Annotated in this window: 14 protein-coding genes and 1 pseudogene; 5 read left to right on the top strand and 10 right to left on the bottom strand. The window is 72.4% G+C overall.

Annotation, left to right across the window (positions count from 1 at the left end; genetic code table 11):
• The first annotated feature begins 5 nt into the window (after positions 1–5).
• Both ABD086_RS17555 and ABD086_RS17550 read left to right on the top strand, forming a co-directional pair.
• A complete protein-coding gene (locus ABD086_RS17555; protein WP_343908901.1) occupies positions 6–767 on the top strand; it encodes an NUDIX hydrolase in 762 nt (253 codons plus the stop codon).
• Between the two features lie 131 nt (positions 768–898).
• Positions 899–1,408: a hypothetical protein gene (locus tag ABD086_RS17550; RefSeq protein ID WP_343908900.1), complete on the top strand. Its 510-nt coding sequence runs from the start codon at positions 899–901 to the stop codon at positions 1,406–1,408.
• 21 nt (positions 1,409–1,429) lie between these two features.
• On the opposite strand, the pseudogene ABD086_RS17545 reads toward ABD086_RS17550, so the two are convergent.
• A pseudogene (locus ABD086_RS17545) lies at positions 1,430–2,320 on the bottom strand (EamA family transporter); the annotation flags it as partial.
• A 6-nt stretch (positions 2,321–2,326) separates the two neighbouring features.
• Here ABD086_RS17545 and ABD086_RS17540 point away from each other — a divergent pair.
• Entirely contained in the window at positions 2,327–3,223 is an 897-nt protein-coding gene (locus tag ABD086_RS17540) for a LysR family transcriptional regulator (protein ID WP_343908899.1), read from the top strand.
• Between the two features lie 37 nt (positions 3,224–3,260).
• Here the strand turns inward: ABD086_RS17540 and ABD086_RS17535 are convergent, their stop codons facing one another.
• The 9 genes from ABD086_RS17535 to ABD086_RS17495 all read right to left on the bottom strand — a co-directional run bounded on the left by ABD086_RS17535 (position 3,261) and on the right by ABD086_RS17495 (position 11,504).
• The gene (locus ABD086_RS17535) at positions 3,261–4,178 is read right to left on the bottom strand and encodes a tetratricopeptide repeat protein (RefSeq protein ID WP_343908898.1); all 918 of its coding nucleotides are present in this window, start codon (positions 4,176–4,178) and stop codon (positions 3,261–3,263) included.
• 19 nt (positions 4,179–4,197) lie between these two features.
• Positions 4,198–5,406 carry an acetyl-CoA hydrolase/transferase family protein gene (locus ABD086_RS17530; protein WP_343908897.1) on the bottom strand — a complete coding sequence of 403 codons (1,209 nt, stop codon included), beginning with the start codon at positions 5,404–5,406 and terminating at the stop codon, positions 4,198–4,200.
• Positions 5,407–5,437: 31 nt separating this feature from the next.
• Positions 5,438–6,067: a PASTA domain-containing protein gene (locus ABD086_RS17525; RefSeq protein WP_343908896.1), complete on the bottom strand. Its 630-nt coding sequence runs from the start codon at positions 6,065–6,067 to the stop codon at positions 5,438–5,440.
• Between the two features lie 16 nt (positions 6,068–6,083).
• Entirely contained in the window at positions 6,084–7,772 is a 1,689-nt protein-coding gene (icmA, locus tag ABD086_RS17520; RefSeq protein WP_343908895.1) for a coenzyme B12-dependent isobutyryl-CoA mutase large subunit, read from the bottom strand.
• A gap of 55 nt (positions 7,773–7,827) precedes the next feature.
• Positions 7,828–8,316 carry a MarR family winged helix-turn-helix transcriptional regulator gene (locus ABD086_RS17515; protein ID WP_343908894.1) on the bottom strand — a complete coding sequence of 163 codons (489 nt, stop codon included), beginning with the start codon at positions 8,314–8,316 and terminating at the stop codon, positions 7,828–7,830.
• A gap of 57 nt (positions 8,317–8,373) precedes the next feature.
• Complete coding sequence (locus ABD086_RS17510; protein WP_343908893.1) at positions 8,374–8,892, bottom strand: PH domain-containing protein; 519 nt, start codon at positions 8,890–8,892, stop codon at positions 8,374–8,376.
• Positions 8,893–8,896: 4 nt separating this feature from the next.
• Complete coding sequence (locus ABD086_RS17505) at positions 8,897–9,061, bottom strand: hypothetical protein (RefSeq protein ID WP_343908892.1); 165 nt, start codon at positions 9,059–9,061, stop codon at positions 8,897–8,899.
• A 146-nt stretch (positions 9,062–9,207) separates the two neighbouring features.
• Positions 9,208–10,194 carry a methylmalonyl Co-A mutase-associated GTPase MeaB gene (meaB, locus tag ABD086_RS17500; protein WP_343908891.1) on the bottom strand — a complete coding sequence of 329 codons (987 nt, stop codon included), beginning with the start codon at positions 10,192–10,194 and terminating at the stop codon, positions 9,208–9,210.
• Between the two features lie 116 nt (positions 10,195–10,310).
• Complete coding sequence (locus ABD086_RS17495) at positions 10,311–11,504, bottom strand: acetyl-CoA C-acetyltransferase (protein WP_343908890.1); 1,194 nt, start codon at positions 11,502–11,504, stop codon at positions 10,311–10,313.
• A gap of 115 nt (positions 11,505–11,619) precedes the next feature.
• Here ABD086_RS17495 and mce point away from each other — a divergent pair, with 115 nt between their 5' ends.
• Positions 11,620–12,072, top strand: a complete 453-nt coding sequence (gene mce / locus ABD086_RS17490) for a methylmalonyl-CoA epimerase (RefSeq protein ID WP_343908889.1) — start codon at positions 11,620–11,622, stop codon at positions 12,070–12,072.
• 78 nt (positions 12,073–12,150) lie between these two features.
• A partial coding sequence (locus ABD086_RS17485; RefSeq protein WP_425571650.1) for an alcohol dehydrogenase catalytic domain-containing protein occupies positions 12,151–12,662 on the top strand: 512 nt, incomplete at its 3' end.

Here is a 12,662-nt window from a genome sequence, read left to right as displayed (position 1 = left end):
TCCCCGTGACCGAGCCGAACACGATCGTGACCACCGTCGCGGACGGGATCGCCCGGATCACCTGGTCGCCGGACCAACCGGTCGACGTCGTCCGGCACGAGGTCGCGGCCGCCCTGGTCGACCACGCCCGGGTCGAGGCCCTGGTCGACCCCGACGACGAAGCGGCGCAGCGGACCGCGACCTGGTCGGGCCTGCGCCGCGAGGGCGTGATGCGGGGCGTCACCGTGGGCGGCAAGCCGGTGGACCGGATCGTGTATGCGCGGCTGGCGACCGACACACCGGTCCACGAACCGGAGGGCTTCCGCGCGCTGCTCAACTCGTTCCTGCCGCGCAAGCGGGCGATCAGCCAGCTGCTGATGCGCTCCACGGACTCCCGGGTGCTGCTGTGCCAGCTCACCTACAAGCAGGACTGGGACCTGCCCGGCGGCGTGGTCGAGGTCGGCGAGTCGCCGCAGGTCGCCGTGGCCCGGGAGGTCGAGGAGGAGCTCGGGCTGACCGTCCCCGTCGGCCGGCTGCTGCTCACCGACTGGCTGCCGCCGTGGAGCGGCTGGGACGACGCGCTCTGCCTGGTGTTCGACGGCGGCGTCCACGACCCGTCCCTGCTCGACTCGGTGGTCCGGCAGACCCGCGAGATCCGGACCGCGGAGTTCTGCACCCCGGAGCAGGTCCTCGAGCGGTGCGCCGACTTCACCGCCCGCCGGATCGCCGCGGCGCTCGCCAACCTCGACGACGACGGCCCGACCTACACCGAGTCCGGCTACGCCTGACGCGACCACACCCGGCTGTAACGCGGTGTTACGACCACTGTGAACCCGTTGCAGCGGGTTCCCAGTGGTCCCGACACCGCGTTACAAGCGTCGGCGACCTTAAGTTTGACCAGTCGTGCAACGATGATTACATGATTACCGAGGAACAACGGGAGCGCGTGACGGGCTGGTTCGCCGGCCGGCTCCCGGCGGACTGGCAGCCCGCCGACGTCACCGTCGACCGCGAGGAGATCACGGTCGTGCTCACCACGACGGACGTCGAGCCGCAGGGCTCCGACGCCGCCACGGCCGAGGCGCGGGCGGGCCGCGCGTCGGCGTTCCGCGAGGAGACCCGCGAACGGCGGATGGAGATCGCCCAGGAGGCGCAGCACCGGTTCGAGCGGAAGGTGTCCTGGGGGCTCGCCGTCGGCGACCACCGCGAGCTCTGGACGCACGTCTCGGCACCGGTCATGACCCGGCTCCGCCAGCCGCAGCGGCTGGTGCTCGACACCCTGGTCGACGCGGGCGTCGCCCGGTCACGGTCCGACGCGCTGGCCTGGTGCGTCCGGCTGGTCGGCCAGCACGAGGGTGACTGGCTCGCCGAGCTCCGGCAGGCCATGAACGCCGTCGCCGACGTCCGCGCGAAGGGCCCCGCGGCCTGAGTCCCGCATCGCCACGAGCACGCCGGCGACCAGCATCAGGCCGCCGGCGAGCTCGGCGGCGTTCGGCCGCTCGCCCAGCAGCAGCCAGGCCGAGGCCATCGCCACGACCGGGGCCAGCAGCACCCACGGCACCACGGACGACGACGGGTTGCGCGACAGCAGCGTGTTGAACACGCCGTACCCCACGAGCGAGGCGAGCCCGGCCGTGTAGAGCGTCGACACCGCGGCCTGCCACGAGAACGACGTCAGCGCGGCACCGACCACCGAGGGCCCGTCGACGAGCAGCGACAGCGCGAGCAGCGGCACGGGGACCACGACCGCCGACCACACCGTCAGCGAGAGGCCGCCGCGCACGCCGGACGCCCGGCTCACGACGTTCCCGATCCCCCACGACAGCGCGGCCAGCAGGCAGAGCGCCACCGCCCCCGCCGGGACGTGCCCGCCGCGGCCGACCGCCACGACCGCCAGGCCCGCGCAGCCGAGCAGCACGCCGGCGACCTGGGGCACGGTCGGGACCTCCCGCAGCACGCCCGCGGCGATCAGCACCGTGAAGATCACCTGCGCCTGGAGGACCAGCGCGGCCAGGCCGGGCGGCAGGCCCGCGTGCATCGAGACGTACAGGAAGCCGAACTGGCCCAGGGACATGAACAGTCCGACGGCGGCGACCACCCGCCACGGCGCGTCCGGCCGGCGTACCAGGAGCACCGCGGGGAAGACGACGGCCGCGAAGCGGATCGCCGCGAACAGCAGCGGTGGAACGTCGTGCATCCCCCAGTCGATCACCACGAAGTTGAGCCCCCAGATCGAGGCGACCAGGGCGGCGAGGAGGGAGTCACGGCGGCTCACCGGACCAGCCTGCCCGTCCGGATCATGAAGCACCAGCGAACGATCATGCAACGTTCGATGTAGCATCCCTGCATGATCGACCTCGCCGCGCTGGCCAGCCTGCGCGCCGTCGACACCCACGGCTCGGTCGTGGCGGCCGCCGAGGCGCTGGGGTTCACGCCGAGCGCGGTGTCCCAGCAGGTCAAGCGGCTGGAGCGGCAGACCGGCGTGCCTCTGCTGGAGCGGGTCGGCCGGGGCGTGATCCTCACCGACCACGGCCGGCACCTCGTCGACGCCGGGGGCCGGCTGCTGGCCGACCTCGAGGAGGTCGAGTCGACGCTGCACCGCCGCGCCGGCGCGGTCGCCGGGCGGCTGCGGGTCACGGCGTTCTCGACGGCGATGCGCGGCCTGGTCGCCCCGGTGGTCCGGCGGCTGCGCGACGCCCACCCCGAGCTGATCCTGTCGCTCACCGAGCGCGAACCCTGGGACACGGTCGACCTGGTCTCCTCGGGGCAGACCGACCTCGGCGTCGTGCACCGCTGGGGCGACCTCCCGATCACCATCCCCGACCACCTCGCGAGCACCGTGGTCGCGCACGACGTCGCGGACGTCATCATGCGCCGCGACCACCCGCTGGCCGACCGCCCCGCGCTGACGCCGCGCGACCTCGTCGACGACGACTGGATCGCCACCCCCGAGGGCACCATCTGCCGCCAGTGGCTGACCCGGATGTACGCCGGGACCGGGCGCCTCCCCCGCATCGCCCACACCTCGGTGGAGTTCGACTCCCACCTCGCGCTGGTGCGGGCCGGGCTCGGCATCGCGCTGGTGCCCCGGCTCGGCCGGCAGCCGCTCGGCGACGAGCTGGTCGGCGTACCCGCCGACGATCCCGCGCCGACCCGCGAGGTGATCGCGGTGCACCGCCGGAGCATGGCGGACTCACCCGCGGTGTGTGCGGTCCTGGGGGCCCTCGCCGGGTCGTCCGCCTGAGGGTGGCGCATACACGCGCGAGAGGCGGACGACCCGATCAGAAGAGGGCGGACGCGAGGTTCTGCCGGCCCCGCAGCACCCGCGGGTCGTCGTTGCCGACCGCGGCGAACAGCCCGAGCAGGTGCTCGCGTGCCCGGTCGCGGTCGTCGCCGGAGGTACGCCGGACCAGCTCGACCAGCCGGTTGAACGCGTCCTCCACGTGGCCGCCGAGCATGTCGAGGTCGGCGACCATGGTCTGCGCGTCGACGTCGTCGGGGTTCGCCGCGGCCGCCTCACGGGCCGCGCCGAGGTCGACGCCGGCCGTGCGCTGGAGCACCTTGGCCATCGCCAGCCCGGCGGCGGCCTCGGCGTCGGCCGGGTTGGCGTCGACGAGCTTCTGGTACTCCGCGACCGCGCGGTCGATGTCGCCCTCGCCCAGCGCGTCCTGGGCGGCGGCGTACCGCGGGTCGACCGCGGGCTCGCCGTCCTCACCCTCGGCCGCGACGTGGCGCGGCTGATGGCGGCCCGCGACGCCGTTCGCGGTCAGCTGCTGCATCACCTGGGTGAGCTGGGCCCGCAGCTGGTCGAGCGGCAGCACGTCCTGGAACAGCGGCGCCGGCCGGCCGTCGAGCACGGCCACGACCAGCGGGATCGACGGGATCTGCATGGCCTGCGCGATCTGCGGGACCTGGTCGATGTCGACCAGGCCGACGAGGAACCGGCCCTCGAACTCCCCGGACAGGATCTCGAGGTCGCGCGCGAGGTCGGCGCTCTCGGGCATCCGGGTCGGCGAGTAGAAGACGAGGAACACCGGGGCGGTCGTGGACGCCTCGACGGTCGACTGGAAGTTCTGCTCGGTGACGACGACGGCGTACGACGAGCCCGCCGGCGTACCCTCGGGTGCGCCCGCGGGCGTGGCGCCCGCGAACCCGGAGAGGTCGACGGCACCGGGACGGGAGAACGGCTGCTGGCTCATACGACCAATCCTAGGGAGATCAGGCCAGCCCCAGCGCCACGGCCTCCTCGCGCAGCTCCTCGCGGACGCTCGGGTGGGCGGCGTGCTCGATCAGCTGGCGGGCCTGCTCGCGCTGGTCCTGCCCGGCGATCTCCGCCATCCCCTGCTCGGTGACGACCGCGCTCATCTGGAACGACGTCACCGGCTCGTCCACGAGCGGGACGATCGTCGAGCAGTCCGCCTTGGGGTGCCACGACCGCAGCGCGATGAAGGCCTGCCCCTCGAGGCTGTGCATGGCCCCCACGATGAAGTCGGTCTGGCCGCCGAACCCGGAGTGGATCCGGGCGTTGATCCGCGACGCGTTCGCCTGGCCGAAGAGGTCGACCTGCAGCGCGGTGTTCACGCTGACCATCCGCTGGTTCTGGGCGATCCGGGCCGGGCTGTTCGTCACCTCGGTACGCCGCATCTCGACCCGGTCGTTGCCATCGACCCACTCGAGCAGCTCCGGGGAGCCGAAGAGGAACGACGCGGTGATCGGCACCGTCCGGTCCAGCGCCCCGACCTTCTCCAGCGCCAGCACGCTGTCGGAGAACATCTCGGTCCAGACCCGCAGGCCCGCGCGGCCCGTCAGGCCGTGCAGGGTCGCGTCGGGTACGGCGCCGATGCCGGCCTGCAGGGTCGACCCGTCGCTCACCCGGTGGGCCACGAGGGCGCCGATCCGGGCGGCCTCCTCGTCGACCGGGCCGGCGGGCGCCGCGGGCAGCGGGGCGTCCGCCTCCACGAGCAGGTCGACGAGGCCGACGTCGAGGAGCGCGTCGCCGTACGTCCACGGCATGTGGTCGTTGACCTGGGCGATCACGACGCCGCCGCGCCGCTTGACGGCCTCGACGGCGGCGGGCAGCACGTTGACCTCGACGCCGAGCGACACCTTGCCGTCGCGCGGGCGGGTCGTGTGCAGCACGACCACGTCCGGCGGCAACTGCCGGCCGAACAGCGTGGGCACCATCGACAGCCGGGACGGCACGTAGCTGAGCCGACGGCTGTGCCGCTGCCCCGGCCCGACGAACGACGTCTCCATCGTGACGCCCTCGCGGTCCGGCAGGCCGCGCTGCCCGTTGAGCGCCCAGAGTCGATAGGTGTCCAGCTCCTCGTCGAGGAGCTTCAGGACGTGCCAGGGCGTCGCATGGTTGCCCGTGACGACGACGCGGGGGTTGTCCGGCAGGCCGGTGAGGGCGCGAGCGAGGTCCACAGCCTGATTCCACCAGAGCCCGCACGCCCGGTCATGGGCCGGAAGTCCCCCCGCCCATGACCTTGAGCACGACCGTGCTCCCCGCCACGACCGGCGTGCCGAGCGCGGGCTCGACGTCGAGGAGGCTGCCCGGCGCCAGGTCCGCGACGTCCCCGTTCGGGTCCGGCTCGACGGTCTCGAGCCGCACTCCCAGCCCGGCGGCCTCGATCGCCGCGGTGAGGTCGCGCACCGTCCTCGGGTCGGCTCCCCAGGCGGGGGTCCAGCCCCCGGCCACCGCGAGCGGCACCGTGGTGACGCCCTCGGGCAGCTGCCGGCGCGACCCCAGGATCTGCTCCTCGTCGCCGTCGCCCTGGTCGGCGATGGTCACCTCGAAGACCGCCCGTCCGCCCTCACTGCTGACCGCCAGCGACGAGACCTCGGCGACGACCGCCGGGTCGGCCGGGTTCGCGCAGTCGTAGATCGCACCGGAGTCGACGTAGACCGTGTCCTCGACCGGCTCGCCGCACTGCGTCTCACCCGTCGTCCACCAGTCCGGCACGGCGACCACCGCGCCGTCGTACCCCACCCACCGGGAGCCCGCGGGCGGCTCCTGCCACCACTCGCCGCGATCGTCGGAGCACGCGGCGATCGGGACCAGCAGGGCGACGAGCCAGAGCCTCATGCCGGCATGGACGGGCTCAGAAGCGCGCGGGTTCCCGGTACTCGCCCCACTCGGCGCGCAGCGCGTCGCAGATCTCGCCCAGCGTGGCCTCGGCGCGGCAGGCGTCCAGCATGGGCTCGAGGAGGTTCTCGCCGGCCCGAGCGGCCTCGACCATCCGGTCCAGCGTGGCCCGGACCGACGCCTCGTCGCGGGCCTGGCGGCGCGCGCCGAGCGCGCGGACCTGCTCGACCTCGACCTCGTGCGAGACTCGCAGGATCTCCAGGTCGTGCGTGACCGACTCCTCGTGGCAGTTCACGCCGACGATCCGCTTCTCGCGCTTCTCCAGCGCGACCTGGTACTGGAAGGCCGCCTCCGCGATCTCGGACATGAACCAGCCCTCCTCGATGCCGCGCAGCAGGCCGCGGGTCACCAGCCACTCGCCGTTGCGGACCGCCTCCGCGATCTGCTCGGGCTGCTCGGAGGTGAGCGTGGAGCCGCCCATCGCCAGGATCTTGTCGAAGATCGCGGTGGCCTCGGCCTCGAGCCGGTCGGTGAGCGCCTCGACGTACCAGGAGCCGCCGAGCGGGTCGGCGACGTTGACGACGCCGGTCTCCTCCATGATCACCTGCTGGGTGCGCAGCGCGATCTCGGCGGCCTGCTCGGACGGCAGCGCGAGGGTCTCGTCGAGGGCGTTGGTGTGCAGCGAGTTGGTGCCGCCGAGCACGGCGGACAGCGCCTCGATGCCGGTGCGCACCACGTTGTTGTAGGGCTGCTGCGCGGTCAGCGAGACACCCGCGGTCTGGGTGTGGAAGCGCAGCCACTGCGCCTTCTCGGTCTGCGCGCCGTAGACGTCGCGCATCCAGCGCGCCCAGATCCGGCGGGCGGCGCGGAACTTCGCGATCTCCTCGAAGAAGTCGACGTGCGCGTCGAAGAAGAACGACAGTCCGGGCGCGAAGACGTCGACGTCCAGGCCGCGCGAGAGCCCGAGCTCGACGTACCCGAAGCCGTCGGCGAGCGTGAACGCCAGCTCCTGCGCGGCCGTCGAGCCGGCCTCGCGGATGTGGTAGCCGGAGACCGAGAGCGGCTTGTACGCCGGGATGTTCGCGGCGCAGTACTCCATCAGGTCGCCGATCAGCTTCAGGTGCGGCTCGGGCGCGAAGAGCCACTCCTTCTGCGCGATGTACTCCTTGAAGATGTCGGTCTGCAGGGTGCCGTTGAGCGTCCGCGTGTCGACGCCGGCACGCTCCGCGGCCACGAGCATCATGCAGAAGACCGGGACGGCCGGGCCGCTGATCGTCATCGACGTGGTGACGTCGCCGAGATCGATGCCGTCGAAGAGCACCTCCATGTCGGCGACGGAGTCGATCGCGACGCCGCAGTGGCCGACCTCGCCGAGCGACTTCGGGTCGTCCGAGTCACGGCCCATCAGGGTCGGCATGTCGAACGCGACGCTGAGCCCACCCCCACCGCGGCCGAGGATCATCCGGTAGCGCTCGTTGGTCTGCTGGGCGTTGCCGAAGCCGGCGAACTGCCGGATCGTCCAGGTGCGGCCGCGGTAGCCGGTCGGGTACAGGCCGCGGGTGAACGGGAACTCGCCGGGCCACTCGGAGTCGTCGGTGCCGTAGGCCGGCTCGACGTCGAGCCCGCTCAGCGTGGTGAAGTCGGCCTCCCGGACGCGCGACTTCTCGTAGCGGGACTGCCAGCGGTCACGTGCGCTCTCGCTCATGCCGAAATAGTAGGACGTCCAACTAAATCGTCCAACTGCGGCCCGGGCCGGCGGCTCAGAAGTCTCCGGCCGCCTTGCGCACCGGTCGCAGCAGCTCGGAGAGGCGGGCCAGGTCGTCGTCGCCGAGCGCCCCGAGCGCGAACTCCGCGTCGACCAGGTCCTGGGTGGCCCGCTCGACGAGCTCCCGGCCCGCCTCGGTGATCTCGGCCAGCACCGCCCGGCCGTCCTCGGGATGCGCCCGCCGCACCACGAGGCCGGCCGTCTCGAGCCGCCGGACGATCGAGGTGACCGAGGTCGGATGGACCTGCAGCCGCTCCCCCATCTTCCCCAGCGGCAGCGAGCCGCGCGAGGAGAACACCAGCAGCACCAGCGCCTCGTAGCGCGCGAAGGTGAGGCCGTGCGGCTTCAGGATCGCGTCGAGGCGGCCGATCACCAGCTGCTGCACCCGCATCAGCGAGGTGACGGCGTGCATGGCCGGGACGCGGTCCCAGCGGGTGCCCCATTGACGCGCGGCCTCGTCGATGGGATCGAAGGGCAAGGTCACGCCAGGAGGCTAGTCGCCGCGTCCCCCAGCCGGCTCGCGCCGTCCATGCGGGCGGCCCTAGTGGAACTGGCGCCCCCGCAGGCCCGCGCGCTGGACGACCCGCTGGATCGCGAGATCGCGCTGGTACGGGTGCGCGACGTACCGGACGTCCCGGATCCCCTGCTCCTGCGCGGCGGACTCGAAGCAGAAGTGGCCGAAGCCGAGGATCCGCCCGTGCAGCGGACGGCGCACGGTGATGTCGAGGATGCGGCTCAGCGGCATGGTCGCCAGGCTCTGGCCCAGCACCCCGTGCACGCGGAAGACCCGCATGTTCGTGATCACGAACCGGTCGCGGTGGGCGGCGACCGCGAGCCACAGCGCGTGCCCGAGCACGCCGAACGCGAGCAGGATCGGCAGCCAGGCGACGTCCACCGGCGTCACCCCGCTCAGCAGGAGCAGGCCGAAGCCCACCAGGCCCTCGAGGACCGGGCGCACGTACGCCGCCCAGTGGTGCCGCACCTCGTCGACGATCACCTCACCCTCGTCGCGGAGCAGGTGCTTCGCGATGCGCGGGTCGACCCAGAGACCGAGCGCCATCGGCCTACTCGACCTCGCGGATGAACGTGATCACCGCGTCGAAGAAGGACCCGGTCATCTGGGCGCCGCTGGCGCCGGCCCGGTGCGCGGACTGCGCGAGCCCGTGGGGGTCGGTGACCATCCAGAACAGGCCGAAGACGACGAGCAGCGCGATCACTGCTTTCTTCATGGGGAAGCTCCATCCGCAGACACCCGGAGTCAGGACATGGATCGACCCGATGTCTACCCGACCGGGTGAGCGACGGCCACCGGACACGCCGGTCTAGACCGGATCGGCGGCAGACCGGGCCCGTCGGCCGGGCCCGGACGCGACCGTCAGAGGTCTTCCAGGAGCACGTCCGCCGCCGCGTACGGGTCGCTCGTGCCCGCCACCACGGCCGCGGCGAGGTCGTCCAGCTCGGACCGGCCGTGGACGTCGCCCCACCGGGACCGCAGCGCGGTCACCGCGATCGCCTCGATCTCGTCCCGAGCCCGTCGGGTACGGCGGCGCTCGAGCTCGCCGCTCGACTCCATCCAGGCCCGGTGCTTGTCGAGCTCGGCGGCGACCTCCCCGAGGCCCTCGCCCTTCTGCGCGACCGTCATCACGATCGGCGGCTTCCACGCACCCTCGGTGCGCTCGGCGAGCGCGAGCATCGAGCGCAGGTCGCGCCGCACCTGCTCGGCGCCGTCCCGGTCGGCCTTGTTCACGACGTACAGGTCGCCGATCTCGAGGATGCCGGCCTTCGCGGCCTGGATCCCGTCGCCCATGCCCGGCGCGAGCAGCACCATCGTGGTGTCGGCGAGGCCGGCGATCTCCACCTCGCTCTGCCCGACGCCGACGGTCTCGATCAGGATCACGTCGCAGCCGGCGGCGTCCAGCACCCGCAGCGCCTGCGGCGTCGTCCACGCCAGGCCGCCGAGGTGGCCGCGCGACGCCATCGACCTGATGTAGACCTCCCGGTCCAGGGCGTGGTCCTGCATCCGGACCCGGTCACCGAGCAGCGCACCGCCGGAGAACGGCGACGACGGGTCGACCGCGAGGACGCCGACCCGCTTGCCGTTGCGGCGCAGCTCGGTCACCAGGGCGCTCGTCGACGTCGACTTGCCGACGCCGGGCGAGCCGGTGATGCCGATGACCTGCGCGTTGCCGGTGTGCGGCGCCAGGGCCGCCATCACCTCCCGCAGCAGCGGGGACTCGTCCTCGACGAGCGAGATCAGTCGAGCGACGGCCCGGGCCTCGCCGGCGCGGGCGCGCTCGACGAGGTCACCGACATCGGCATCCCCGCGCCTCCCCCGGCCTGCTACGCGACGCCCATCACGCACGCTGGCTTCGTTGTCGTCAGTCGCAGGCATACCCGAGCCGCCTCCCTCCTCCGCCTTGCCAGCGCACGCGCTGGACGCCGCTCGCGACGGCCCTGGGAGACGCGGGGATGCCGCGCTCAGCCCTTCGGGACACGCACGATCAGGGCGTCGCCCTGGCCACCGCCGCCGCACAGCGCGGCGGCACCCACGCCGCCACCGCGGCGCTTGAGCTCGAGCGCGAGGTGGAGCACGATCCGGGCGCCGGACATCCCGACCGGGTGGCCCAGCGCGATCGCCCCGCCGTTCACGTTCACCTTGGCGTTGTCGAGGCCCAGCTCGCGCGCCGAGGAGATGCCGACGGCCGCGAACGCCTCGTTGAACTCGACCAGGTCGAGGTCGGTCGGGGCGATGCCCTCCTTCGCGCAGGCCTTCGCGGTCGCGGCGGCCGGCTGCAGCTGGAGGGTGGAGTCGGGGCCGGCGACCTGGCCGTGCGCGCCGATCTCGGCGAGCCACTCCAGGCCGAGCTCCTCGGCCTTGGCCTTGCTCATCACGACCACCGCGGCGGCGCCGTCGGAGATCTGCGAGGAGGAGCCGGCGGTGATGGTGCCCTCCTTGGAGAACGCCGGGCGGAGCTTGCCGAGCGAGTCCGCGGTGGTGTCGCCGCGCACGCCCTCGTCGGTCGCGAACTGGATCGGGTCGCCCTTGCGCTGCGGGATCTCGACGGGGACGACCTCCTCGTCGAAGATGCCGTTCTTCCAGGCGACGGCGGCCTTCTGGTGCGACTGCGCGGCGAACTCGTCCTGCTCCTCGCGGGTCAGGTTCGCGGCCGCGGCGTTGCACTCCTCGGTGAGCAGGCCCATCGCCTGCTGGGTGGCCTGGTCGTAGAGCGCGTCGTAGGCCATCGAGTCGACGAGCTTCACGTCGCCGAACTTGATGCCCTCGCGCGACTTCGGCAGGAAGTGCGGGGCGTTGGTCATCGACTCCATGCCACCGGCGACCACCACGTCGACCTCGCCCGCGCGGATCAGCTGGTCGGCGAGCGCGATCGCGTTGATGCCGGACAGGCACACCTTGTTGATGGTGATCGACGGCACGTTCATCGGGATCCCGCCCGCGATCGCCGCCGTCCGCGCGGGGTTCTGGCCGGCGCCGGCCAGGATCACCTGGCCCATCACCACGTAGTCGACCTGGTCGCCCGAGACGCCCGCCTTCTCGAGGGCGCCCTTGATCGCCACGCCGCCCAGCTGCGCGGCGGAGAAGTCCTTGAGGCTGCCGGACAGGCGGCCGATCGGGGTGCGCGCCCCCGCGACGATGACGGACGGACCGGACATGGTGCCTCCAGAGAACTCGTGAGTGCTTCTGGCGCCGACCCTACCCACGGGTTCCGGGCCCGGCGAGGGTGGAACACGTCACACCCGCTCGCGGCCCTCCGGTCGCCGTACGACGATGTGCGCCATGAGCTCGCACCTGTTCACCGCCATCGACCACGTCGGCATCGCCGTCCCGGACCTGGACGCCGCGATCGCCTTCTACGAGCAGACCTACGGGATGCGCCTGGCGCACCAGGAGGTCAACGAGGAGCAGGGCGTCCGAGAGGCGATGATGGCCGTCGGCGACTCCGGGTCGCACATCCAGCTGCTGGCCCCGCTGAACGAGCAGTCGACGATCGCCAAGTTCCTGGACACCAAGGGTCCCGGCATCCAGCAGATGGCCTACCGGGTCACCGACATCGACGCCGTCAGCGCCACCCTCCGGGAGCGCGGCGTCCGGCTGCTGTACGACGAGCCGAAGCGCGGTACGTCGGAGTCGCGCGTGAACTTCATCCACCCCAAGGACGCCGGTGGGGTGCTCGTCGAGCTCGTCGAGCCGGCGGCGCCGTCAGATCACGCAGATAGGTAGGTCACACCGGGGTGTCAGCCACGGTTACCGATGGGTAATGTCCCCGCCAAAGCCCCGACCCTGAACACAGGAGCCGACGTGCAGCACATCCTCGACGCGATCATGGCCAGCCAGGAAGACGAGCAGAGCGCGGCCACCGGAGACTTCGCGAACCTGGAGATCCCCGACCACTACCGTGCGGCCACGGTCCACAAGGACGAGGTCGACATGTTCGAGGGGATGTCGACCAAGGAGAAGGATCCCCGCAAGTCGTTGCACGTCGAGGACGTGGCGCTGCCCGAGCTGGGGCCGGGTGAGGCGCTGGTGGCGGTGATGGCCTCGGCGATCAACTACAACACCGTGTGGACTTCGATCTTCGAGCCGGTCTCGACCTTCGGGTTCCTGGAGCGCTACGGCCGGCTTTCGCCGCTGACCAAGCGGCACGACCTGCCCTACCACGTGGTCGGGTCGGACCTGGCCGGCGTGGTGCTGCGCACCGGGCCCGGGGTGACCAAGTGGCAGCCCGGCACCGAGGTGGTCGCGCACTGCCTGTCGGTGGAGCTGGAGGAGCCCGACGGGCACGACGACACGATGCTGGACCCGCAGCAGCG

This window comes from Nocardioides aquiterrae, from assembly GCF_039526625.1.
Taxonomy (GTDB): Bacteria; Actinomycetota; Actinomycetes; order Propionibacteriales; family Nocardioidaceae; genus Nocardioides; species Nocardioides aquiterrae.
This window is presented reverse-complemented; position numbering and strand designations above follow the sequence as displayed.

Coding starts and splice junctions, on each gene's coding strand:
- ABD086_RS17550 (WP_343908900.1), top strand. CDS start 899: ATGATTACCGAGGAACAACGGGAGCGCGTGACGGGCTGGTTCGCCGGC.
- ABD086_RS17495 (WP_343908890.1), bottom strand. CDS start 11,504: ATGTCCGGTCCGTCCGTCATCGTCGCGGGGGCGCGCACCCCGATCGGC.
- ABD086_RS17525 (WP_343908896.1), bottom strand. CDS start 6,067: ATGAGGCTCTGGCTCGTCGCCCTGCTGGTCCCGATCGCCGCGTGCTCC.
- ABD086_RS17540 (WP_343908899.1), top strand. CDS start 2,327: ATGATCGACCTCGCCGCGCTGGCCAGCCTGCGCGCCGTCGACACCCAC.
- ABD086_RS17510 (WP_343908893.1), bottom strand. CDS start 8,892: ATGGCGCTCGGTCTCTGGGTCGACCCGCGCATCGCGAAGCACCTGCTC.
- ABD086_RS17535 (WP_343908898.1), bottom strand. CDS start 4,178: ATGAGCCAGCAGCCGTTCTCCCGTCCCGGTGCCGTCGACCTCTCCGGG.
- mce (WP_343908889.1), top strand. CDS start 11,620: ATGTGCGCCATGAGCTCGCACCTGTTCACCGCCATCGACCACGTCGGC.
- icmA (WP_343908895.1), bottom strand. CDS start 7,772: ATGAGCGAGAGCGCACGTGACCGCTGGCAGTCCCGCTACGAGAAGTCG.
- ABD086_RS17505 (WP_343908892.1), bottom strand. CDS start 9,061: ATGAAGAAAGCAGTGATCGCGCTGCTCGTCGTCTTCGGCCTGTTCTGG.